Genomic DNA, 23,903 nt, shown 5'->3' with positions numbered 1-23,903 from the left:
CAAATACCCAATAACCGGGCGGATTCTGGATCAGTGACAATCAGGATTCCTCAAGGAGCCAGCAGGCGTTGACGCCGCCGCTGACCCCCTGGGACTCGGTGCGGACCGTGGTGCTGTGGGACGAGGTGCCACCGTCAACGGATTGGGAGTTGGTGGGCGGGATGGTCACCACGGTCCAGCCCACGATGGCGTAGGACTGGTTCAGTACCTGCACAGCGCACTGCGCCGTGGCGCCCGGATCCTTGGTGACCTCATAGTCCACGCGGGCCACGGCGGGGCCTTCAATGCTGAAGCCTACGTCCTTTGATGAAACCTCCGGCGTACCGGCGAAGATACTGAAAACACCCGTGGCAACCACCGCTGAAGCCAGGGCGAACCAGATCAGCCAGCGCTTGTGCCGGCGAGCAAGCCCGGTGGCGGGCCGCTGCGGCTTGGGGGCGCCGTAGCGATTGGCTACTCTTGGTACTGGCGCGTGGTCGGTGCTCATCGGTTCCAAGTTTACCAACCGGTGCGTAGGTGAATTTCCGTCATTTTCCAGCCGGCGCCCTGACCGGGGCCGCTTGCCTAGTCACACCAGGAAAGATTCAGGAGCATTCAGTGCCCAGCCCGGAGCAAATTCCAGCTACTCCTTCAGGAAATCCAGAGAACGACGGCGGCTACCGCCTTCTCGCGGTGCATGCGCACCCCGATGACGAGTCGAGCAAGGGCGCGGCCACCATGGCCAGCTACGTCGCAGCCGGAGTGTCCGTGATGGTGGCCACCTGCACCGGCGGCGAGCGCGGCGACATCCTGAATGCGCAGATGGCCGACGTGCCGCATGCGGCCCGCGACCTCGCGGGCCTGCGGCGCCTGGAGATGGCTGAGGCAGCAGCGGCGCTCGGAGTGGAACACCGCTGGCTAGGATTCGTTGACTCGGGACTGCCGGAGGGGGACCCGCTTCCGCCGCTGCCGCCCGGTTGCTTCGCGCTGCAGCCTCTCGAGCGGGCAGCCGCGCCGCTGGTGAAGCTGGTCCGGGAGTATCGGCCGCACGTGATCCTGAGCTATGACGAGAACGGCGGGTACCCGCACCCAGACCACATCATGGCGCACCGGGTAGCGGTTGAGGCGTACGAGGCGGCGGGGGACCCGTCCCGCTATGCCGGTCTTGGCGAGCCGTGGAATCCGCTGAAGCTCTACTATGACCGCGCGTTCAATCCGGAGCGGTTCCGTGCCCTGCACTTCGCACTGGAGGAAGCAGGCCTGCAGTCGCCCTACGCAGAGCGGATTGCAGCCTGGCTGGAGGCGGACGCCGAGGGCCACCAGCCCGCGCGGCCAACCCATCCCACCACAACGCAGATCGACTGCGGCGACTTCTTCGAACACCGGGAGCGGGCACTGCTGGCTCACCGCACGCAGGTGGAACCGGGCGGCTTCTTCTTTGCGGTTTCCGCTGATCTGCAGCGCAAGGTCTGGCCGTGGGAGGACTACTCGCTGATCTCCTCCCGTGTACCGCAGGAGTTGCCTGAAACGGACTTCTTTGCGGGCATAGAATAATTTCGTGGTTATTCCTGCCGTTGGCATCGATGCCATGTCTCCTCGTGAAAGTGGTGCTCTGGAGTGCTCTCCCTGCTGAATCTGGCCGCAACCGTGACCCCGGCGCCCGGTGATGAACCCTCACTGCGCCCCGGTCTTGATCCGGCCGATGTAACCCCCGGATTGCTCGGGTTCCTGGCAACTCTCTTCCTGGTGATCGCAGTGATCTTCCTGATCCGTGACATGACCCGCAGGATCCGCCGTGTGCGCTACCGGGAGATGGCACTCCTTGAGGAAGGGGAAGCCCGGCAGGCGGAAGAGATTCGGCAGAGTCGGCCGCTCGAGCATCGCGGGGAAGCGCGCCGGGCGGAGGCCGCGGACGAGCCGTCCCGGACACCGCCCACAGGTCCTGCTGAACGCGGTACTCCCGGCGGCAAGTATGGGCCGGACGCGCCCTAAACCTTGGCTGGCCTGCTCCGCTTCGACGCTTCGGCTGAGCGGCCCGCTCAGCGAAGCGGGTTGAGCACCGCGATCAGGATGGCGATGAAGTGGGCGGCGAACGCTGCGACGGTGAACGCGTGGAATAGTTCGTGGAATCCGAACCAGTGCGGACTGGGGTTGGGCCGTTTGAGCCCATAGATCACGGCGCCGGCAATGTAGAACACCCCGCCGACCAGGATGAGCACGGTGGCAGGCACGCTGGCGGCGAGGAAGTCCGGCAGGAACAGTAGGGCCGCGAGGCCGAGGGCGATGTAGATGGGCACGTAGAGCCAGCGCGGCGCATTGACCCACAGCACGCGGAACAGCACGCCCGCAATGGCTCCGCACCAGATCAGCCAGAGCAGGAAGGTGGCTTTGTCCTGCGGCAGCAGCGCCCAGGAAAGCGGCGTATAGCTGCCAGCGATGACCAGCATGATGTTGGTGTGGTCCAGACGTTTGAGCACCGCCTTGGTGCGGGGCTGCCAGTTGCCGCGGTGGTAGACGGCGCTCACGCCGAAGAGCAGGACACCGGTGAACGCGTAGATCGCGGAGGTGACTTTTCCTGCCGGAGTGGGTGCCAGGACAACAAGCACGATCCCGGCGGCGATAGCCAGGGGAGTGGCTCCGAGGTGGATCCATCCCCGCCACTTCGGTTTGATGTTCAGCGCGTCTGCAGCGCGTTCGACGGCGTATTCCACAGGACCGTCAACGGGTGCCGATTCGTCCGGTTGCCGGCGAGGATTGGGTGCACCGGCTGGAGGAGAAACGCGTCGGCTCATGACCCGAATTCTATCTGACCGGCTCATAAGTTACTAACGGGTAACAACCGCCGCACCCCACACAGCGGGGCTCGTGCCGGTACGGTAGGAACTGAATCTCACTAGCTGATCGGAAGGACGGGTGGGCGCTGCCGTGATGTTTCCCTCGTTTGCCTACAACTTCTACGAGCGCAAACTCCAGCGGTCACTGGCAGCCGACCGCATCCCCCACCACATCGGCGTCATGGTGGACGGCAACCGCCGCTGGGCTAAGCTCGCCGGCGCACCGACGCAGCACGGCCATCAGGCCGGCGCGGACAAGATCCTCGAGTTCCTTGGCTGGTGCCGGGAGCTCGGCGTCGAAATGGTCACGCTCTACATGCTGTCCACGGACAACATGAGCCGCTCGGCGGAGGAAATCGAGCAGCTTCTGGACATCATCGGGAACACCCTCGACCGCCTGGGTGAAACGCGGACAGTTCGCGTCCAGCCGGTCGGCGCTCTCGATCTCCTTCCGGAACACCTCGCGGTCAAGGTCACTGAGCTCGCCGAACGCACCGCGTGCATTGAAGGGCTGCACGTCAATGTCGCAGTCGGTTACGGCGGGCGCCGTGAGATTGTCGACGCCGTCAAGGAACTGCTGATGCACGCGGACTCCGAGGGCGCATCGCTGGCCGATGTCGCCGGGAACCTGTCGGTCGGACAGATTTCCGAGTACCTGTATACGCGCGGCCAGCCGGACCCGGACCTCGTGATCCGCACCTCGGGCGAGCTGCGGCTTTCCGGCTTCCTCATGTGGCAGAGCGCGTACAGCGAATTCTACTTCTGCGAGGCGCTCTGGCCGGACTTCCGGCGGGTCGATTTCCTTCGCGCGCTGCGCGATTACGGACGCCGGCAGCGCCGCTTCGGCGGATAACATTCCTTCCGCACTTCGTCACCCAAAATTCACGCGACACGCACGCATTGCCGGTGCCGTCGTCGTCGTTCGCGGGCGTAATGTCTGTTGCAACAGCAGGCACCCGCCGGCTGTTCGGGGAGGCCACCTATGCAGGCACCGTGCTCACCAGCACCGGTTCTGAAAAGGGGAGGCCGTGCGCGGCCTTCTGGCCGGCCCGCCTCACCCAAGCCCTAGATTATTCTCGGGCGTTCCTCGCCCGGGGAAGTGGAGTTGAAGTGGCCACATCTCGCACAACCCAGCGATCCGCAACCGATACGCCCAGCAACACCAAGGCCCGCCCGGCGGCGCAGGACGAACAACTCCTCGCAGCGGCGGGCCTTTCTGCTGTCGAGAGTCTCGGCAGCCGCAGCTACGTCCTGGATACCTCGGTACTGCTGTCGGATCCGCGGGCCATCACACGCTTCGCGGAACATGAGGTGATCCTGCCGATCGTGGTGATCACCGAACTCGAAGGCAAACGCCACGATCCCGAGCTGGGCTTCTTCGCACGCAAGGCCCTGCGGCTCCTGGATGAGCTGAGGGTGCAGCACAACGGGCTGAATCAAGCTATTCCGCTGGGAACCGAGGGCGGAACGCTCCGGGTGGAACTCAATCACGTGTCCACCGAGGTGCTGCCGGTCGGCTTCCGCAGCGGCGACAATGACTCCCGGATCCTGGCCGTGGCCAAGAACCTCTCGGATGAGGGCCGCAACGTCACGGTGGTGTCCAAGGACCTGCCGATGCGCGTGAAGGCTTCCGCGATGGGGCTGCAGGCGGATGAGTACCGCAATGAGCTCGTCAAGGATTCCGGCTGGACGGGAGTTGCGGAGCTGGACACCCTGGACGACGACGTCGACACCCTCTATGCGCATGAGCCCGTCTTCCTGCCGGACGCCGCGGAACTGCCCGCAAACACTGGGGTCATCCTCCACTCCGGGAAGGGTTCAGCCCTTGGCCGGGTGGGCGCCGACAAGCAGGTGCGGCTGGTCCGGGGGGACCGCGACGTCTTCGGGCTGCATGGCCGGTCCGCCGAACAGCGGCTCGCCATTGACCTGCTGATGGATCCCGAGGTGGGCATCGTGTCCCTCGGTGGGCGTGCAGGCACCGGAAAGTCGGCACTGGCGCTGTGCGCCGGACTCGAAGCTGTCCTTGAGCGGCAGGAGCACCGCAAGGTGGTGGTGTTCCGGCCGCTGTACGCCGTGGGCGGCCAGGAGCTGGGCTACCTGCCGGGCGGCGAGAGCGAGAAAATGAACCCCTGGGCGCAGGCGGTCTTCGACACCCTCGGGGCGCTGGTCTCGCAGGAGGTGGTGGAGGAGGTCATGGACCGCGGCATGCTGGAGGTCCTGCCGCTCACCCATATCCGCGGCCGGTCCCTCCATGATTCCTTTGTGATCGTGGACGAGGCGCAGTCGCTCGAGAAGAACGTGCTCCTCACGGTGATGAGCCGGATCGGGCAGAACTCCAAGATTGTCCTCACTCACGACGTAGCGCAGCGGGACAATCTGCGGGTGGGCCGGCATGACGGCATTGCCGCCGTCGTCGAGACGCTCAAGGGGCATCCGTTGTTCGGTCACATCACGCTGACGCGTTCCGAGCGCTCGCCGATCGCCGCACTGGTGACGGACCTGCTGGAGGGTGCCGAAATCTAGGGCTTGCGTTCCGTGGCGGGTCAGCCGACCTGCCACGGAATGTGGTCGCGTACGTCGGTGAGCGTGGGTGGGGCGTCGGTGAACAAATCATCAACCATGTACTCATCCACTCCACTGATGGCCAGCCGGTGGCCGCAGCCTGCGAGTTCGCCGTCGAGCGCTGTTGTTGAGACGCAGATTGCTGTGGCGACTTCCACCAGCACCCGGGTTCGGCCTGTTCCAATGAGCGGGCGGCCCGGCGTGAATGGCTGGTAGGAGATGTTCGGGGTGGCGGTGGCGGCGAGAACACGGCGGCCCTCGTGGACGTCTTCGCTGATGTCCTCGAGTTCAACGCGGTTCGCGAACGGCGTCTCATACGGCACCGGAGCATCCCCCGCGAGTTCCACGGGGTCAAGCATGGCGGACCAACGCGGGTCACCGAACGCCGGTTCCCCGTAGGCGGCTTTGGGGCGGCGGTGGACGTACCCGGTTTCGTTGTAGACCGGGCTGACGAGGTTCGGGGCGACGAGCCAGGAACTCTTGCTCGCACTGACGTAGAACGAGTCTCGGGAATGCTCGTTGCCGGTGCTGCTGTGGAGGAGGGCTCCCTCAGCTGTCTCAACCCTCAGTGCCTGCGGCCGGCGCACCCAGGCGCGCAGCGGATCCGACTCCCCGTCGGTGCTGATCCAGGACACGGAGAACCGTACCGTTTCCCAGCGCCACGGCGAGGAACGACAGAGGGATCGGAAGAGGCTCGCCGGGTTCAAACCGCTTGAGGCGGACATATCCACAGTGTAAGCCAGGCGTTTCAGTTCCCGGCGCCGGATTCGGTTACGGTAGGCAGATGCTGGCGCTGATGGGGGAGTACTGGGACACCGCGCCCGTTGCGTTCTGGCTGTGCGCCCTTGCGCTGGCGCTGCTCGCGGTGATCGGGATCTGGCTCAGCGTCATCGATATCCGAACCCACCGGCTGCCCAACCGGATCATCTTTCCCTCCTACCCGGCGGCCGGTGTACTGCTCATAGCTGCGGCGCTCGCGGCACAGGACTGGGGCCGGCTGGTGTCCCTTGCCGGCGGGGCCGCTGTGCTGTGGGTGTTCTACTTCATCCTGCGCCTGATCTACCCGGCCGGTATGGGCTTCGGTGATGTGAAGCTTGCCGGGGTGCTGGGCCTGTATCTCGGCTTTGTGGGTTGGTCCTTCCTGCTGTGGGGCACTTTCGCGGCCTTCCTCCTCGGCGGACTGTGGGGTGTTCTCCTCATCATCAGCCGGAGGGGTAACGCCAAGACGGCCATCCCGTTCGGGCCGTTCATGATCGTCGGGGCAGGACTGGTCCTCGCACTAGGCTGAGGAATATGCCTATCCCCGAGTTCGTCCAGGACCTGCGTTCCAAGATCGGCCATGATCCGCTGTGGCTTCCCGGAGCAGCGGCGGTGGTGTATGACGACGACGGCCGCGTCCTGCTCGGACGCCGAGCCGACACCGGCCAGTGGACCCTTATCACCGGGATGATTGAGCCGGGCGAAGAACCCGCCCCGGCCATTGTCCGTGAGGTGCAGGAGGAGACCGGCGTGTCAGTTGAGGTTGAGCACCTGATGAGTGTCGACGTCGTCGGGCCGGTGATTTTCCCGAATTCCGACGTCTGCAGGTTCCTGAGCCTGGTGTTCCGGTGCCGGTACCTTTCCGGTGAGGCGCGCGTGAATGACGACGAGTCCATGGACGTGCGGTGGTTCTCACTCGATGACCTTCCGGAGCTGAACCCGCTTCACCGCAAGCACGCCGAGAATGCACGCTACTCGACGGGTGTTCCCAACTTCGTGCGCTGACGCGGCGGGTTGCCTGCCGCCCGTGGGCCGGAAGAGACGAAGCGCGGTACTGAACTTGCGATAGCGCTTCGGCCATCCGATAGCGGTTGAACGGTGTCGGGTGGCGGGAAGGCTATCGGGTGGCAGGAAAGGGGCTCATCCCAATCGGGGGTGTAGGAGTTGGGGTCTGAAGCCGCCGGTCTCGAGCAGGCTTCGGGCGATGTAGTTGGTCAGGTTGCGGAACCCGAGTGCGGAGCCGCGCAGGTGTTCGAGCCGTCCGTTGAGTGCCTCGGTCGGCCCGTTGCTGGTGCCGGGTCGTTCGAAGTAGGCGAGCACGTCGGCGGCTCGCTTCTTCAGGGTCCGGCCCAGGGTGGTGAGCTCGGTGAGCACCTTGGGGACGCCGGCGCTGAGGTCGGTGATCAGCTTCTCCATGAGCTCGCGGCCACGTTGCCGGTCCTCGTGGCGATAGGCGGCGATCATCCGCTGGTAGACACCCCAGGTCGCCTCGACCTCGACGTGAGCGTCATCAACGAACAGCGCGCGTAGCCTGTCGCTCTGCTTGTCGGTGAGCAGGTCCGCGCCGGTGTGCAGCGTGCGCCGCGACTTGTAGAGCGGATCGTCCCTGAACCCACGGTGCCCGTGGATCGCGAGTTGGACCCGGCGCCGGCACCTGTCGAGGGCGTCACCGGCCAGGCGCACGACGTGGACGGGATCCATCACCGTGACCGCGTCCGGGATCTCCTCCGCAGCGGCGGTCTTGAACCCGGTGAAGCCGTCCATCGCGACCACCTCGACCGCGTCACGGAAGGCGTCGTCGCGGTCGGCGAGCCAGGTCTTGAACGCCGCCTTCGACCGGCCCTCGACCATGTCCAGCAGCCTTGCTGGGCCGGCGCCATCGCGGACCGGGGTGAGGTCGATGATCACGGTGACGTACTTGTCGCCACGCCTGGTGTGGCGCCAGACGTGCTCATCGACGCCAATGACCTTCACGCCCTCGAACCGCGTGGGGTCGTTGATCAGCAGCCGCTTGCCTTCGGCCAGGACCGCGTTGTTGGCGGTGTCCCACGCGGCCCCGAGTCCCTCGGCGACACGGGCGACGGTGAGGTGTGCGACCACGATCCCTTCCAGCGCCCACCGCAGCCCGGTGCGCGAGAGCTTCGCGCGTGGCTCCGCCGCGGCGCTGGTGTCTTGGCGCCACACGTGTCCGCAGTCGGCACAGCGGTAGCGGCGCACTACAACTTCCAGCACGGTCGGTCGCCAGCCCAGCGGCTCGTGGGCCAACCGCCGGATCACGGTGTCACGAGCGGCGCCTTCGCTGCCGCACCGTCGGCACCACTGATCTGGTTCCACCACGCGGCACGCGAGGACCGCACGATCCGGTTCAAGTCGTTGCCGATCACGCTCAGACCGAGGCCGTCGAGTCGAGCGAAGGCGGTTAGGTCAGGGCGGCCGAAGCCGGCCGGCGGGGTAGCGTCGGACACGTCGAGGTCTTTCGGATGGATGGCGTAGGAACCTCCATCGTCGGGAGACCTCGACGTCTATCTGCGGACTGACTCGGCGGGGCGCGATCGTCTCGTGCGTTGGCGGACTACGGGAGCTTGGACGCGAGGACGTCGGCCGCCAGGATCTCGGGTGCTGCGCCGAGGAGGTGCTGGTTGGCCATCAGGGCTGCGACGATGGCGCCGTTGGCGTGGGCGTCGCGAGCGGCCTCGTCGGGGAATGCATCGAAGATCCAGAAGGTGTCGGCATGGGTCCTAGCCGCGAACCAGACAATCGTTCCTACTTCTTCGTTGGCGAGTGCGACAGCGCCGGCGAGCAGATCGGCGAGCGCGTCGTGCTGTCCATCGGCCGCGACGATCTTGGCGACGAAGGCATACGGAAGCGATGCGGGTGTGGACATGAGGGGTTCTCCTTGAAGTCGGGGTTCTTCGTGGGGCGAGTTCAGCATATGACGAGCGAGGCCCGATGGGGAGTGGCGTATACGGCAGTATTGCTATTATACACGCCATGCGTATCGGACTGATCGCGATCGACGGCTGCTTCGGTTCGGCGGTCGCGTCGGTCATCGACATCGTGCGGGTGGCCGACGGAGCCCGCGGCGATGTCGACCCGCGGATCGACCCGATCGAACTCGCCATCCTCGGACCGAAACGGCGAGTGACCACGACGGCATCGATGACCCTGTCGGTGGACCACCCGCTGTCGGAGTCCGGAGAGTTCGACGTGGTCGTCGTCCCTGCGCTTGGAACCCTCACGGCCGCCGCGACCCACGACGCCCTCCAGAGCCGAGATGCTCGTTCGGTCATCGCCTCACTCGGGCGCCTCGACGACGCGACCACCCGGATCGCCGCGGCGTGCACCGGCGTGTTCGCCGTCGCCGAGACCGGACGGATGCATCATCGGCGGGCGACGACCAGCTGGTTCCTGGGGCCGGAGTTCCTGAAGCGCTATCCGACCGTCGCCCTCGATCTCGACACCATGGTCGTGGTCGACGGGAACCTCGTCACCGCCGGCGCCGCCTTCGCCCACATCGACCTCGCGCTCTCACTCGTGCGATCGATCAGCCCCGACCTGGCCCAACATGTCGCCAAGCTCCTCATCATCGACGAGCGCCCGTCGCAGGCGGCTTTCGTCGCCTACGAACATCTCCGGCACGAGGACCCGATCGTCGTCGAGTTCGAACGCTTCGTGCGCGCCCGCCTGGACGAACCGTTCAACGTCGCCTTCGTCGCGCAGTCGCTCGGCACCAGCCGGCGCACCCTCGAACGACGAGTCCGTGCGGCGCTCAACCTCACTCCGCTCGGCTTCGTCCAACGGCTTCGCATCGAACGAGCTCGGCACCTCTCAGCAACCACGGACCTCACCTCCGCCGAGATCGCGCTACGGGTCGGCTACGCGAACGCCGAGACTCTGCGCTCCCTCCTGCGCAGGGAGCGACGCCGTTCCTGACCTATCGCCATGCCTGTAGCTTGTGTCCTAGCGCTCGGTTGGAGCCACCTCTCAGCACGTCGCGTCGACGCTCCTGCGTCGCCCCTGGACGACCCACTCGACACGCCCGAAGCACAGGCCATGTGACGTGCCCCGGCTTCCCGGACGGTCGGGGTTGGGTGGCTGTGATGTCGCTGCGTTCTCGTCGAGAGGGTCAGCAGACCCGATCAGGGTCGATTGGGATGAGCCGCGAAGGCGGTTAGGTCAGGGCGGCCGAAGCCGGCCGGCGGGGTAGCGTCGGACACGTCGAGGTCTCTCGGATGGATGGCGTAGGAACCTCCATCGTCGGGAGACCTCGACGTCTATCTGCGGACCGACGCGCCCGGCCGACCTACACCCTCATCTGGGAAGAGCCAGGAAAGGTATCGCCATTGTCGATGCGTCACATTGGGGAAACGCTTTCCTGAATATCGCCTGATTGCTTGAATGTGACCGCTCTCACGGCTAGGCTGATTTTCGTTGGTCTCCGTGAATCGTTTCATTGCCCGTGCCTTTGTAGTGCGCCGGGCACCTCTCGGGTGGCCCGAGAACCACCGATATTTCACTGTCGAACTAAAAGGTGTGATGCCATGACCCTCGAAAATTCGCGTCCGCATTCAGCGCGCGCCCTGATAGCAGGGGCCGCGATCGTCGGCCTCTGTACGGCGACGACGCCGGCGCTGGCGGCCGAGGAGCCGCTGACCCGTTCCTTCGACTTCGGTACCAGCGAAAGCCCGGTGGCTGAGGGCTGGACCGGTATTGACGAGACCAACCGGTACTCGGCGGAAGCCGGCTACGGCATAGTGCCGGTTGGTGGAGTCAACCCCGCCTCACGGCTTCGGACCCCAGCTGTCCCGGACCCGGTCGCGAATGACTTTGTGCTCGCAACCGCCTGGGGCTTCGTCGCCGATGTCCCGAACGGCTCCTACAGTGTTCGGGTCATCTCAGGCGATCAGCTCGTCAACGGCGGCACCACCAATACAACTGTCGCGCTCGAGGGCACGGCAGCCGGAACCATCCAGGCGCGCCGCTCCGTAGCTGAGCAAACGTGGCAGACCACCGTTGAAGATGGCCAGCTCACCATGGATTTCACCGGCGAAGGAGCCGGCGCCTACGTCAACGGCGTCGTCATCACGGAGGTTGAAGCAACACCGGAGCCTGAGCCGGAACCCGAACCCGAAGAGCCGGTCTCCACCCTGGCCGCGCCGCAGTCCGTGCGTATGTCCCATGTAACCTCCGAGGCCGTGACCCTGCGCTGGAATGAAGTCAGCGGAGCCACGGCCTACGTTGTCTCCCGGGCTGACGCAGTCGACGGCCCCTACACGAAGGTTGCGGAAACCAGTGAGCGGACTGTCTACCTGACCGACCCCGTCGACACGACGAAGGTCCGCTACTACAAGGTGCAGGCGCGCGGCGCTGACGGTCTCTCGCAGTCGTCGGCCGCGGCTGCCTCCAGTCTGAGCACTGACGCGCCCGCGCTTCCTGAGAATGGCGTGCTGTCGCTGGATCTGGGCAACGGAGAAACCGCGCCGGGCGCCGTCCGGATCGATGAAACGACGGCCTACACCGCAGAGAACCGCGCAGGCTTCGTAGACGTGTCCCAGGTTTCCGCCACCGACCGCGGTACGGAGGACGCCACGCGCTCCGACTTCGTCACCGTCGGCGACACCGAACTTGTGGTTGACCTGCCGAACGGCAACTACACGGCCAACCTGATTGCCGGTGACGCCGAGGGCGCAACCGATATCGCGATCACGGCCGAGCAGATGGCCAAGGTGCAGCCGACCGCGAAGGCGGCCGGCGAGTACCTCGAAATGGCCTTCGACATCGCAGTGGTGGATGGCCAGCTGAACCTCGAGTTCGTAGGGACCGCAGCGAACCTGAATTCGCTGGTGCTGACCCAGCAGACTCCACTGGAGGCCGGCCCGCAGCCGACCGCCTGGATCACCGGCGACTCCACCGTCCAGACCTACACCTCCGGTTACGCGCCACAGGCCGGCTGGGGCCAGATGATCGACCGCTTCCTCTCAGATGAGGTGACGGTCGAGAACAAGGCCATCGGCGGGCGCAGCTCCAAGAACTTCATCAGCCAGGGCCGCCTCGACGAGGTGCTGCTCAACATCAAGCCGGGCGACTACCTCTTCGTCCAGTTTGGCCATAACGACAACAGCTACGGCGTGGATGACCGCTGGGCCGCTCCGGGCGACTACTACGAGTACCTGCGTACTTTCGTGGACGGAGCCACCCAGCGCGGTGCAACGCCGGTCATCGTGACGCCGGTCTCCCGCCGTTCCTACAACACCGAGACGGGCGAGGCCAACGTGTCCTTCCCCGAGTACGTGGACGCAGCAACGCGTATCGCGGCGGACACCGGAACCCCGCTGGTTGACCTCTCCGCCTCGAGCCGGGCCTACTTGACCGAGATCGGTCCGGAAGCGGCGAAGTCGGTGTTCCTGCACGTTCCGGCCGGTGTCTACCCGGGCCGGCCGAACGGAACAACTGATGACACGCACTTCCAGGAGTACGGGGCCATCCAGATGGCCCGGCTGGTTGCGTCCGACGTCGCCAAGCTGGACATCCCGCTCGCCGCCGAGGTGGAAGCGGCGGAGCCGCCCGCCGAAGTACCTGCAGCGCCGGCGGGGCTGGTTGCCGGCAGCATCTCGAACGCCGGTGCACAGCTCACCTGGGATGCGGTCGAGGGCGCTGACATCTACAAGGTCTTTGCGAAAAAGGCCGACGCCGGAGATGATGCGTACGCTCTGGTCACCACCTCCACAGTCCCGCTTGCCAACGTAACGGGCCTTGAGGAAGGGGTGTCTTACGACCTCCGTGTTGCCGCAGTGAACGGGAGAGGTGACTCGCCGCCGTCGGACGCTGTCCGCATCACCACCAAGGCGCCGCTGTACAAGTTCGATCTGCAGCTCGCCGGCAATCCCGTCATGGATGGCTATACCGCGCTGGACAATACGAGCCTCTACACACCGGAAATCGGCTACGGCTTCCTGTCTACTGAGGGTCTCAGCGGTCGCGATCGCGGTACCGGGTTCGATCCCGTACCCACCGCGCTCCAGCGGGACTTCCTGCTGCCGGATGCCGCAAAGCACGAGCTCGTCATCGATGTTCCCAACGGCTCCTACGCGCTCAAGGCGTACTACGGTGACCCGCTTGGTAGCGGACGGTTGGCAATTCAGTCGGAGGGCAAGGACTACGGTTCCTCCAACGCCGGTCGCGGCACCATTGCGGACAGGATTCTGCAGCCCGTACTGGTGACGGACGGCCAGATCAACATCAAGGCCGGAGGCTGGTTCAACGGTCTGGAAATCACGCCGCTGCTGCTGGCGCCGAATGACTTGGCGGCCGACGACGTTCAGATCGATGGCAGCGACGTTGCCGTCTCGCTCAGCTGGACAGGGAACGACGACGCCGCAGGCTACCGTGTGTACCGCCAGTCCGCTGGAGCTACTGAAGCGGAAGCGCTCGGCGATGTCGATGGAACGTCCTTCGTGGACACCACCGCTGATATCGGCCTTGAGTACACCTACACCGTTGTTGCGCTGAATGCTGCGGGAGCAGAGTCGGTTCCGTCGAACGCGCTCGAGCTCACTACGGTGGACCCGGACGTAGCAAAGGCGCCGGTTCCCACCGGACTGGCGCTCGGTGACGTGAACAAGAACGACGTCACGCTCAACTGGGAGCCCTCTGAAGGCGCTCTCTTCTACCAGGTGTTCCGTGCCGATCCATTGGCTGACGGCTCAGTCGGTGAGCTTGAACTCATCGGCCGGGCTGACAAGCCCACCTACACTGACACGGACGTTCTGACCACTGTCGAGTACGTCTATGCAGTGGCAGCCGTGAACGCCGGCGGCGTTTCGGAGAAGTCCGAGACCGTCACCTCCCCGGCTAAGACCACGCTGGTACGGCAGGCAGAGCGCCTTGACCGTTCACCGGTAGCCGTTGCTTCCGAAGAAGGGGTCTACGTTGGCTGGCGCATGCTCGGCCTGGATCCCGAGGAAATCGGATTCCACGTCTACCGCAACGCTGAGCGGATCACAACCGAGCCCGTGACCTCGAGCACCAACCTGCTCGACGCCGAGGGTGCTGCTGATGCCACCTACCGCATCAGCACCGTGGTGAACGGCACCGAGCGCTGGGCCACGGAGGACTTCACGGTGTGGGATTCCCAGACCCTGGACATTCCGCTGGACAAGCCGGCCGATGCCTACACCAAGGACGGCCAGCCCTACAGCTACCGTGCAAATGACGCATCGATCGGTGACCTGGACGGTGACGGCCAGTACGAGATTGTGCTCAAGTGGGATCCGACCAACTCCCAGGACAACTCGAAGGGCGGCTACACGGGCAACGTCTATGTGGATGCCTATGAGCTGGACGGCACCCGCCTCTGGCGCATCGACCTCGGCAAGAACATCCGGGCCGGCGCGCACTACACGCAATTCCAGGTCTTTGACCTGGACGGCAACGGCACGGCTGAAGTCACTCTGAAGACGGCCGACGGAACCGTGGACGGAACGGGTGCAGTCATCGGCGATGCCCGTGCCGACTACCGGAACTCGGGCGGCTATGTGCTGGACGGCCCCGAGTTCCTGACGGTGTTCTCCGGGGCAACGGGTGCGGCGGTCGACACCGCCGACTACATCCCTGCCCGTGGAGATGTTGGTGCGTGGGGCGACGGCTACGGAAACCGCGTTGACCGGTTCCTGGCCGGAGTGGCCTACCTTGACGGCGAGAAGCCGAGCCTGGTCTTCAGCCGCGGTTACTACACGCGCACGGTGATAGCAGCCTATGACTTCGACGGCACAACGCTCACCTCACGGTGGACCTTCGACTCGAACGAGTCGGGCGACGAGTACAGGGGTCAGGGCAACCACCAGTTCTCGGTGGCGGACGTCGACAATGACCAGAAGGACGAGATCATCTTCGGGTCCATGACCATCGACGACGACGGCACGGCGCTCTATAACACCGGCCTCGGCCACGGCGATTCACTCCACGTTTCGGACTTCGATCCGGCGCGGGAGGGACTTGAGGTCTTCGCGGCACACGAGGACATGGGTGCGTCCGGCAACAATGGTGCTACCTTCCGAGACGCCGCGACCGGTGAGGTGATCTGGTCCATCCCGGCAACCCGGGACACCGGACGAGCTGCCATGGCGGACATCGACCCGCGGCACCCAGGTGCTGAAGGTTGGGCTGTCGGCGGCGACGCTGCCTGGAACTCACCGGTGGGTCAGCTGCGCGCAAGCGACGGCGAACTGATCTCCGAGCAGATTCCGGCAGCGAACTTCCTCACCTGGTGGGACGGAGACCTCCTGCGGGAAATCACCGACCACGACTGGACCGAAGAAACCCGGACCGGCGTGCCCACCATCTCGAAGTGGAACGTCGAAACCAGTTCCGAGGACGTGCTCTACCGTGCTGAGGGAACGTTGACGAACAACGACACCAAGGGCACGCCGGCTCTCCAGGCGGACCTGTTCGGTGACTGGCGCGAGGAGATCGTCACCCGTACCGACGATTCGACCGCCCTGCGCATCGCCACCACGGTGAACGTCACGGACCACCGGCTGCGCACCCTGCAGTCCGATCCGGTCTACCGCCTCGGGGTTGCCTGGCAGAACACCGCCTACAACCAGCCTCCGCACACCTCGTACTTCCTGGGCGAGGGTATGGAGCAGCCGAAGGCGCCGAGCATCGCGTACACCGGTGAAGAGCCGGCTCCCGGTGAATTCGTCAAGCCGTCCTTCACGCCGGACGCTCCGGTGAAGGACTCGCTGACCGACGAAAACCAGCTGGATCTGGGCCTGGCGAAGCAAAAGTTCCCCCGTGGAGCTTCAGAGGTTGTGCTTTCGAACCTGGCTGCGGAGGGATGGGTGCACGTCTACCTCGGTGAGGTTTCGCTTGGCTGGCACCTGGTCAACGACGGCGCAGTCACCGTGACGACGCCGGAAAACACCCGGCCGGGAGACAACCGTCTGGTGGTGCACACCTCAGGGGATGAGCTGCTGGGTTGGGATCGCCTCAAGGTGGTGGGCCCGCCCCGCTAACCCCTCACGGGTGTTTGGGAACCTGAAAAGCGAGGGTCCCTCCTGGATTTGCATCCATAAGGGACCCTCGCTTTTTTATGCTGGGTACTTTGGGGCGCGCGTGCTCACTGCGGCGGGCGCGTCATGGACAGCACGTCGAGCGCTTCGTCCAGCTGCGCTTCCGTCAGTTCACCGCGATCCACATACCCGAGCGCGACGACGGCCTCCCGGACCGTGAGTCCCTCGGCCACGGCCTTCTTGGCAATCTTCGCCGCGTTCTCATAGCCGATGTACTTGTTCAGCGGCGTGACGATCGACGGCGATGCTTCCGCGAGGAAACGCGCACGTTCTTCATTGGCGGTGAGCCCGTCGATCATCTTGTCCGCCATCACCCGGCTGGTGTTGGCGAGCAGGCGGATGGACTCGAGCAGGTTGGCGGCCATCACGGGAATGCCGACGTTGAGCTCAAACGCACCGTTGGTCGAGGACAGCGCAATGGTGGTGTCATTGCCGATGACCTGGGCTGCGACCATGATGGCTGCCTCGCAGATCACCGGGTTGACCTTGCCCGGCATGATGGAGGAGCCCGGCTGCAGGTCGGGGATGGCAATTTCGCCGAGCCCGGTGTTCGGTCCCGAGCCCATCCAGCGCAAATCATTGTTGATCTTCATGAACGAGTACGCGATGTTCCGCAGCTGACCGGACGCCTCCACGAGCCCGTCCCGGTTGGCCTGCGCCTCGAAGTGGTTGCGCGCTTCGGTGAGCGGCAAGCCGGTGTCCTGGGCGAGCAGTTCGATCACACGGGCAGAGAAACCGGCCGGGGTATTGATGCCGGTTCCGACGGCGGTGCCTCCCAGGGGCACCTCGGCAACCCGGGGGAGCGAAGCGTTGATGCGTTCGACGCCGTAGCGGACCTGCGCGGCGTAGCCTCCGAATTCCTGTCCGAGCGTGACCGGCGTGGCGTCCATAAGGTGGGTGCGGCCCGACTTCACGACGCCCTTGAACTCCTCCGCCTTCCGCTCAAGCGACTCCGCCAGGTACTCAAGCGCCGGGATCAGGTCATTGATCAGCGCCGAGGTTGCAGCGACGTGGACGGAGGTCGGGAAGACGTCGTTGGAGGACTGTGACGCGTTCACGTGGTCATTGGGGTGCACCACCTTGTCGCTTCCGCTGTCCTTCAACGCGCGGGTTGCGAGTTCGGCCAGTACCTCGTTGGTATTCATGTTCGACGAGGTGCCGGATCCGGTCTGGAACACATCGATGGGGAAGTCGCCGTCGTACTTTCCTGATGCAACCTGGTCCGCTGCGGCTTCGATGGCGCGTGCGAGCTCGTCATCGAGCACACCCAGCTCGGCATTGGCAGTTGCTGCTGCCTTCTTGATCCGTGCCAGGGCTTCGATGTGCGTCCGCTCCAGCGTCTTGCCGGAGATCGGGAAGTTCTCTACGGCACGCTGCGTCTGCGCGCGGTAGAGGGCGTTGGCAGGAACCCGAACCTCGCCCATGGTGTCGTGTTCAATGCGGTAATCGACGTTGTCCTGGGAATCAATTGTCATGCGCTAATTCTCGCCTGTGGCGCTGAGCCCCACAAATCAGAGGGCGCCCAGTTCCGACACGAGGTCGGCCTTGCCTTCATCCAGATGGTAGGTAACACCGACGACGGCGGTAGACCCCTTTTCGACGGCGCTCGCGATGACGCGCGACGAGTCAACCAGGCGCTGTGCGGTTTGCCGGATATGTTCTTCCACGGCGTCGTTGATCTCGTGATCTCCGTTGCGCCGTGAGGTGAGCACCGAGGGAGTGATGCGTTCAACGAGGTCGCGGAGGAAGCCTACGGGCATGGTGCCGGAGTCAATGGCGTTGGCTGTTGCGGTGACAGCGCCGCAGGAGTCATGTCCAAGGACAACAATCAGCGGCACATTGAGGACGCCCACACCGTATTCAAGCGAGCCGAGGACGGCGTCGTCGATCACCTGTCCTGCCGTCCGGACCACGAAAATGTCACCGAGTCCGACGTCGAAAATGATCTCGGCTGCCAGGCGGGAATCCGAGCAGCCGAAGATGACGGCGAAGGGATCCTGGGTGTTCACCAGCGACGTGCGGCGGGACGCGTCCTGGTTGGGGTGGGAGGACGAGGAGGAAATGAACCGTGCATTCCCATCACGCAGTTTCTGCCAGGCTTCAGCGGGAGTCAGTTGCTTGGTCACGGCTTTTACTCTACTGCTATTGCGCTTCCGCACATCCCGTTAGTGACTCTACGTTGAGCGCTAGCCCAGGTCCTCTAGCACTGCGCTGCCGAGAACATCGAACTGCGCCAGGTCCGCGGTCCCGTTCAGGATGAGGGTGAAGCCGTCCTGTTCGGTAGTGAGGAAGACATCGCCGGAGGTGCTGTCCAGCAGCTCCCAGGTGACGCCGTCGATCACGCGTTGTCCCGAAGGCTGCGCGTCCTCAAGGCGCTGGGAGAACCAGGTGGGGTTGGAGTTGTTGGTCTGTGTGACCTGGATGAACTCGCGATCGGGGGTGAGATAACCCACTTCCCAGAAAGCGACGCCGTCGGATGCGGATCCCGTCCAACGTGCGTAGTTGGAGGTCCAACCGTCCGGGAGAACAGCGGCGGCCGGCTCGTAACCGGCGGCGTCTTCCGCCTGGGAGGCTACGGTAGCGACGTCGATGTCCCGCGTGTAGGTCTCGGCCGTGTGCGTTGGGTTGAGCAGGACCACGAAGAGCACCAGTGCAAGGGTGACGGCGGTGGCGATGAACATGCCGATGGATGACGCGTTGGCGCGCTTTGCCTGCTTGGCCGTGAGTACCGGGGTTGCCGGTGCCTCCTGCTGGTTTTCCTGGGTATTGCTCACTCCTCCATTGTCCCTCACGCCGCATCCGTCACGAAAATGGCCGCAGCGCAGAGCCGCACTATGATTGCCGAAGAGGAACCGCTAATTCAACGATGAGGTAAACGTGTCCGACACCGCAAAGAACGCGCAGTATTCCACCCTTTCCCCGGCTCTTGCCGTGGGTGATGACGAGCCGGACCGCAACCTCGCCCTTGAGCTGGTGCGCGTCACCGAGGCCGCAGCCATTGCCGGCGGACACTGGGTCGGTTTCGGCGACAAGAACAAGGCTGACGGCGCTGCCGTTGACGCCATGCGCTCGCTCCTCTCGACCGTCCACTTCAACGGCGTTGTGGTTATTGGTGAGGGCGAAAAGGACGAAGCGCCGATGCTCTACAACGGTGAGCGGGTCGGTGACGGAAGTGGTCCGGAGTGCGATGTCGCGGTGGACCCGATCGACGGCACCCGCTTGACGGCGCTGGGCATCAACAATGCGCTCGCCGTTCTGGCAGTGGCTGAGCGCGGCACCATGTTTGATCCCTCGGCCGTCTTCTACATGGAGAAGCTGGTCACCGGTCCCGAAGCTGCGGACATGGTTGACCTTCGCCTGCCCGTGAAACAGAACCTGCACCTGATTGCCAAGGCCAAGGGCAAAAAGGTCAACCAGATCAACGTCATGATCCTCGACCGCGACCGTCACCGTCCGCTGGTCCAGGAGATCCGCGACGCCGGTGCCCGCACCCGGTTCCTGATGGACGGCGACGTCGCTGGAGCCATCGCGGCTGCCCGTGAAGGCACTGACATCGACGCGCTCATGGGCATTGGCGGCACGCCGGAGGGCATCGTTGCTGCGTGTGCCATCAAGTCCCTTGGCGGTGTGATCCAGGGCCGGTTGTGGCCCACCAGCGATGAAGAGAAGCAGAAAGCGCTCGACGCCGGCCACGACCTTGAGCGCGTTCTCTCCACCAATGACCTGGTCACCAGCGACAACTGCTACTTTGCAGCGACCGGCATCACCGACGGCGACCTGGTGCGCGGCGTCCGCTACTCCGGCGGCAAGGTGCTTACCCAGTCGATCGTGATGCGTTCGAAGTCGGGCACCATCCGCGTGGTTGACGGTGAGCACCAGGCTCACAAGTGGGAGAGCTACGCCCGCCTGAGCTAGCACTTGCGGCGTGCCGGGTGGCGCTTTTCCTCCCGGGTTGCCGTGCAGTCGTCGCGCCACGCTCGCGATAGCGATTCGGCCAAGCGATAGCGGTTAACCTGTACCGCCTGGCCGGTCTGCTATCCGACGGCACAAACGCTATCGAGGAGTACGATGGCGTTGGCCTATGCTCGCCGCGTGGCCTGTCCGCTGGCTGCCGGTTATCCACATGTGCCGCCTTTGCCGTGGCGCAGCTCATGCCCCACCCGGCAGGGTAAGGGGTGTGAACCTTCCAGCAATCCAGAGTGCGGCAGACCGTTCCCTTGACGAGGACTGGCCGCGCCGGCTGGCCAGGGGTGCGCGGCGCGGAACCCTGGTCCGCATCCGCCAGGGCTGCTACGTCGATGCCGTCCAGTGGAAGGCCCTGGACGCCAACCAGCAATACCGGTTGACCCTTCAGGCGGTGCTTCGGACGTCAACCAACGCGCCCCTCTTCGCCGAGGAATCGGCCGCGTTCCTGTGGGGCTTGCCGCTACCTGAAACGCCGACCATGGTGGACACCCTTGTGCCGCAGGGCTCCGGCAGGCGGACCGGCAACGGTGTTCGCCGCATCGTCAGGCCTGCGGTCGGTCCTTGCGTTCAGATTGGCGGTTTCACTGTGACGGGAAAGATCCAGACAGCGGTCGAGCTGGCCTTGCGTTATGACCTTCCCTGGGCCGTCGCAGTGATGGACAGGGCGTTGAATGCGGTGCGGCTTCCCGCCGAGCGCCGTGCCAACCCCGTCGGCAAACCCGAAATCGCAACCTATATAGAATCCTTGCCCACTGCTCGTGCCCGGCGAAAAGCTACGCGGGTGCTCGATTTCGCCAACGGACTCGCCATGCTGCCCGGTGAGTCCCTGAGCAGGGTTCACATGGCGGCTCGCGGTTTCGAGGCGCCTGAACTGCAATACGAGGTTCACGATTCCGATGGCCATGCCGCAACTGTGGACTTCTACTGGAAGGCCTCCGGTATCGTCGGCGAGTTCGACGGCCTTACCAAGTACCTCAAACCCGAGTACCTCCAGGGCCGAACCGCATCTCAGGTGGTCATCGACGAGAAGATCCGGGAAGACCGCATTCGCAGCACAGGTCGGCACGTAGTGCGCTGGCTTTGGGAGACTGCGGTCTCCCCAGCTGCGTTGGAGAGGTGCCTCCGGGCGGCCGGCGTGCCGCAGAACGCGACGCCGCTGGTCTTCTGATAGCAGATTTGCCATGCGAGAGGGATTAACCGCTATCGGATGGCCTAAGCGCTATCCCGAGACGAGAAAGCTATCGCGAGTCGGCCCCCCAGCGCCCGCTGGCGCTCGGCGCAGGTCCCTCGGCCAGTAGGCTTAGCACCATGAACCTCGTCATTGCTCCGTGTTGGAACGCGCCCGAATGGGACGCAGCGGTCAACCGCCTGAATGGTCACCCGCAGCAGCTGTGGGGGTGGGGGCAGACGAAGGCCGACCACGGTTGGCGGACCGATCGGCTCCTGCTGAACAGGGACGGCGAGACCATTGCGTGCGCCCAGATCCTGATCCGACGGCTGCCCCTGCCGTTCCGCGCGCTCGTCTACATTCCGCGTGGTCCGGTGTGCGGGGCAGGGGACGCACAGGAAGTCCTCGAGGCGCTCGGCAATTACGCGCGGGACGCCTATGCCGGGACCGTGCTCAGCATTGAGCCGGACTGGGACGCGGACTCGGATTTCGCGGGAGCAGTTCGCGCTGCCGGCTTCCGTGCCACCGAGAACACCATCCTTATCCCGCGTACGCTCATCCTCGACTTGTTGCTCAGCGAGGATGAACTGCTGGCCGAGATGTCGAAGAAGCACCGCCAGTACATCCGCAAGTCCGCGCGGGAAGAGCTCGAGTTTCGCGAGGTCACCCGGGAGGAGATCGCCGACTGCCTCAAGGTCTACAGGGAAACGGCGGAGCGTGCCGGTTTCGGCATCCACGAGGACCGCTACTACCTCGACATCCACAAGAACCTCGGGTCGGCGTCACCCGTATATGCAGCCTTCCAGGGCACCACCATGGTTGCGTTCCTCTGGCTGTCGGCCAGCAAACACACGGCCTTCGAGCTGTACGGCGGCATGACGGAGGAGGGCGAGCGGCTGCGCGCGAACTACGCCCTTAAATGGCTTGCTATCCGGGAGATGAAGGCGCGCGGGGTTGAACGCTATGACTTCAACGGCCTCCTGAATGACGGCGTGTCCAAGTTCAAGATGGGCTGGGCCAAGCACGAGAACCTGCTCATGGGCACCTGGGACAAGCCGCTGTCGCCGCTTTACCCGGTCTACGCGACGGCGATGCCGCTGGCGCGCAAGGGGCTCTCCGCATCACGCGGCGCGGTGGGCGCACTGAGGATCAAGGCCCTGCCGGCACTGAAGACGAAAGTCCTGCCGGCCCTCAGGGCTAAGGCTGAGTCTCTTCGCGGCCGCCGCGGACAGGCCCCAACCCGCCAGGATTAGAATCTCCGGCGGCACCCACGGTGACGGCGAAGGCGACGGCGGTGCTGTCGCCGTCGTCGTCTGTGGTGTCTGTGTTGTCCGACGCGAGGCGTGCCATCACCGGCGACTCGTTGGCAGGGATGAAGGCGCTCTGCCCGCGGTGCAGGATGAGGTCGCCCTTGGGGGAGTCGAGCACAACCGTTCCGGACACCACCAGCACCACCGTGGGTCCGTTCTGAGCGATCGGGATGTCGGCTGATGCGGCGTCATCCCCGAAGAAAACGGGAAGTTCAAGGCGCTGTAGCTGGAACTCGTCAAACGGTGGGCAGTACAGCTCCTGTCCCAGCGGGGTGGATTCCGGGTCAAGCAGTGGCAGCGCGAGCGGCGCAAACTCGACGGTCTTCAGCAGCTCGCCGGTATCAACGTGTTTGGTGGTCAATCCGCCGCGCAGGACGTTGTCCGAGGACGCCATCACTTCAATACCGAGGCCTTCCAGGTAGGCGTGCACGTTTCCCGCCGGTAGGTAGAGCGCCTGTCCGGGCTGCAGGGTAACCCTGTTGAGGAGGAGTGCAACCAACACGCCCGGATCGCTCTCGTGGTGTCCGTTGAGCTGCAGGACGGTTGCGGCCGCTGCAGCCACAAGCGGGTCCGCGGAGTCGGGAAGTCCCTTGTCCAATGCCTCGACCACCCGCTCAACGGCCGTCCGTGTCTCCGCACCGCCGGTCAGGAGCCGGGTGAAGGCTTCGCGCAGAGCTGCCGCCTCATCCGGAATGCCGAGGTCGGCGACGACGGCGCTCAGGATGGCAGGCGCCGAGCCCTGCTGCTTCTCGAGCAGGTCCACGAGACCCGTGAAGATCCGTGCCGCTTCGGTCGGCGCACGGAATCCGCACAGCGCATCGAAGTCGGTGAGCGCGAAGATCAGCTCGGGCTTGGAGAACGCGTCGCGGTAGTTCCGGTGCGGAGCGTCCTGCGGGACCGATGCGGCGTTCTCCCGGTCGAACCCCTCCTGCGCCTGCTCCGGACTGGGGTGGACCTGCAGCGAGAGCGGCGCCGCCGCAGCGAGCACCTTCATCAGGAACGGCAGCCGGTCACCGAACGCCTCACGCGTCGGAGCGCCGAGGGTGCGGTCAGGGTCGGAATCGATCAGCGCGTCCAGCGAGGTACCAGTGTCCCCATGTCCCAGCACTGTGGAGGGCGAGTCAGGGTGGGCGCCGATCCACAGCTCGGCCTCAGGGCCGCCGGATGGTGTGCGACCGAGCAGTTCCGCAATGGCCGTGGTGGATCCCCAGGTGTAGGGACGCAACGGGTTGTCCAGCTGGTACATCGGGAT

At 64.9% G+C, this 23,903-nt stretch carries 19 protein-coding genes and 1 pseudogene; 11 read left to right on the top strand and 9 right to left on the bottom strand.

What is annotated here, in order from left to right:
- Positions 1 to 40: 40 nt before the first annotated feature.
- Positions 41 to 487 carry a DUF4307 domain-containing protein gene (locus tag ABFX19_RS12455; protein WP_277359517.1) on the bottom strand — a complete coding sequence of 149 codons (447 nt, stop codon included), beginning with the start codon at positions 485 to 487 and terminating at the stop codon, positions 41 to 43.
- 128 nt (positions 488 to 615) lie between these two features.
- Here ABFX19_RS12455 and mca point away from each other — a divergent pair, with 128 nt between their 5' ends.
- A complete protein-coding gene (mca, locus tag ABFX19_RS12450) occupies positions 616 to 1,533 on the top strand; it encodes a mycothiol conjugate amidase Mca (protein ID WP_346028735.1) in 918 nt (305 codons plus the stop codon).
- Positions 1,534 to 1,596: 63 nt separating this feature from the next.
- On the top strand, positions 1,597 to 1,971 hold the full coding sequence (locus tag ABFX19_RS12445; protein WP_346028462.1) for a hypothetical protein: 375 nt from the start codon (positions 1,597 to 1,599) through the stop codon (positions 1,969 to 1,971).
- Positions 1,972 to 2,018: 47 nt separating this feature from the next.
- On the opposite strand, the gene trhA is transcribed toward ABFX19_RS12445, so the two are convergent.
- Positions 2,019 to 2,771: a PAQR family membrane homeostasis protein TrhA gene (gene trhA / locus ABFX19_RS12440; protein ID WP_277358843.1), complete on the bottom strand. Its 753-nt coding sequence runs from the start codon at positions 2,769 to 2,771 to the stop codon at positions 2,019 to 2,021.
- Positions 2,772 to 2,904: 133 nt separating this feature from the next.
- On the opposite strand from trhA, the gene ABFX19_RS12435 reads away from it, so the two are divergent.
- Positions 2,905 to 3,666, top strand: coding sequence for an isoprenyl transferase (locus ABFX19_RS12435; protein WP_277358863.1), 762 nt, complete (start codon positions 2,905 to 2,907; stop codon positions 3,664 to 3,666).
- A gap of 257 nt (positions 3,667 to 3,923) precedes the next feature.
- Complete coding sequence (gene phoH2, locus ABFX19_RS12430; RefSeq protein WP_428831038.1) at positions 3,924 to 5,336, top strand: RNA 5'-3' helicase PhoH2; 1,413 nt, start codon at positions 3,924 to 3,926, stop codon at positions 5,334 to 5,336.
- Positions 5,337 to 5,356: 20 nt separating this feature from the next.
- Here phoH2 and ABFX19_RS12425 read toward each other — a convergent pair whose 3' ends face one another.
- The gene (locus tag ABFX19_RS12425) at positions 5,357 to 6,100 is read right to left on the bottom strand and encodes a hypothetical protein (RefSeq protein ID WP_346028461.1); all 744 of its coding nucleotides are present in this window, start codon (positions 6,098 to 6,100) and stop codon (positions 5,357 to 5,359) included.
- 59 nt (positions 6,101 to 6,159) lie between these two features.
- Between ABFX19_RS12425 and ABFX19_RS12420 the strand changes: the two genes are divergently transcribed.
- A complete protein-coding gene (locus ABFX19_RS12420) occupies positions 6,160 to 6,663 on the top strand; it encodes a prepilin peptidase (protein ID WP_277358845.1) in 504 nt (167 codons plus the stop codon).
- A 5-nt stretch (positions 6,664 to 6,668) separates the two neighbouring features.
- Positions 6,669 to 7,139: an NUDIX hydrolase gene (locus ABFX19_RS12415; RefSeq protein ID WP_346028460.1), complete on the top strand. Its 471-nt coding sequence runs from the start codon at positions 6,669 to 6,671 to the stop codon at positions 7,137 to 7,139.
- Positions 7,140 to 7,274: 135 nt separating this feature from the next.
- Here the strand turns inward: ABFX19_RS12415 and ABFX19_RS12410 are convergent.
- Positions 7,275 to 8,599 (bottom strand): annotated as a pseudogene (locus tag ABFX19_RS12410) (ISL3-like element ISPfr2 family transposase).
- A 107-nt stretch (positions 8,600 to 8,706) separates the two neighbouring features.
- Entirely contained in the window at positions 8,707 to 9,018 is a 312-nt protein-coding gene (locus ABFX19_RS12405) for a putative quinol monooxygenase (protein WP_006247389.1), read from the bottom strand.
- A 107-nt stretch (positions 9,019 to 9,125) separates the two neighbouring features.
- On the opposite strand from ABFX19_RS12405, the gene ABFX19_RS12400 reads away from it, so the two are divergent.
- Together ABFX19_RS12400 and ABFX19_RS12395 are read left to right on the top strand one after the other, a co-directional pair.
- A complete protein-coding gene (locus ABFX19_RS12400; protein WP_006247388.1) occupies positions 9,126 to 10,067 on the top strand; it encodes a GlxA family transcriptional regulator in 942 nt (313 codons plus the stop codon).
- Between the two features lie 608 nt (positions 10,068 to 10,675).
- Entirely contained in the window at positions 10,676 to 16,150 is a 5,475-nt protein-coding gene (locus tag ABFX19_RS12395) for a rhamnogalacturonan lyase family protein (protein ID WP_346028459.1), read from the top strand.
- A 104-nt stretch (positions 16,151 to 16,254) separates the two neighbouring features.
- Here ABFX19_RS12395 and ABFX19_RS12390 read toward each other — a convergent pair whose 3' ends face one another.
- From ABFX19_RS12390 to ABFX19_RS12380, 3 genes are read right to left on the bottom strand one after another with little or no spacing between them, the layout of a single operon-like run.
- Entirely contained in the window at positions 16,255 to 17,682 is a 1,428-nt protein-coding gene (locus ABFX19_RS12390; protein ID WP_346028458.1) for a class II fumarate hydratase, read from the bottom strand.
- 36 nt (positions 17,683 to 17,718) lie between these two features.
- Entirely contained in the window at positions 17,719 to 18,333 is a 615-nt protein-coding gene (locus ABFX19_RS12385; RefSeq protein WP_056548856.1) for a carbonic anhydrase, read from the bottom strand.
- Between the two features lie 60 nt (positions 18,334 to 18,393).
- Positions 18,394 to 18,981 (bottom strand): DUF4245 domain-containing protein, encoded by a 588-nt coding sequence (locus ABFX19_RS12380; protein WP_277358849.1) that lies wholly within the window; start codon positions 18,979 to 18,981, stop codon positions 18,394 to 18,396.
- A 103-nt stretch (positions 18,982 to 19,084) separates the two neighbouring features.
- On the opposite strand from ABFX19_RS12380, the gene glpX reads away from it, so the two are divergent.
- The 3 genes from glpX to ABFX19_RS12365 all read left to right on the top strand — a co-directional run bounded on the left by glpX (position 19,085) and on the right by ABFX19_RS12365 (position 22,594).
- Positions 19,085 to 20,122 carry a class II fructose-bisphosphatase gene (gene glpX / locus ABFX19_RS12375; RefSeq protein ID WP_056548853.1) on the top strand — a complete coding sequence of 346 codons (1,038 nt, stop codon included), beginning with the start codon at positions 19,085 to 19,087 and terminating at the stop codon, positions 20,120 to 20,122.
- A gap of 262 nt (positions 20,123 to 20,384) precedes the next feature.
- A complete protein-coding gene (locus ABFX19_RS12370) occupies positions 20,385 to 21,341 on the top strand; it encodes a hypothetical protein (protein WP_346028457.1) in 957 nt (318 codons plus the stop codon).
- Between the two features lie 140 nt (positions 21,342 to 21,481).
- Positions 21,482 to 22,594: a lipid II:glycine glycyltransferase FemX gene (locus tag ABFX19_RS12365; RefSeq protein ID WP_346028456.1), complete on the top strand. Its 1,113-nt coding sequence runs from the start codon at positions 21,482 to 21,484 to the stop codon at positions 22,592 to 22,594.
- Here ABFX19_RS12365 and manA read toward each other — a convergent pair.
- Positions 22,539 to 23,897, bottom strand: a complete 1,359-nt coding sequence (gene manA / locus ABFX19_RS12360; protein WP_346028455.1) for a mannose-6-phosphate isomerase, class I — start codon at positions 23,895 to 23,897, stop codon at positions 22,539 to 22,541. The genes ABFX19_RS12365 and manA overlap by 56 nt on opposite strands.
- Positions 23,898 to 23,903 lie beyond the last annotated feature (6 nt).

Origin of the sequence: Arthrobacter parietis, assembly GCF_039530425.1 — a bacterium.
Lineage (GTDB): Bacteria > Actinomycetota > Actinomycetes > Actinomycetales > Micrococcaceae > Arthrobacter_D > Arthrobacter_D parietis.
This window is presented reverse-complemented; position numbering and strand designations above follow the sequence as displayed.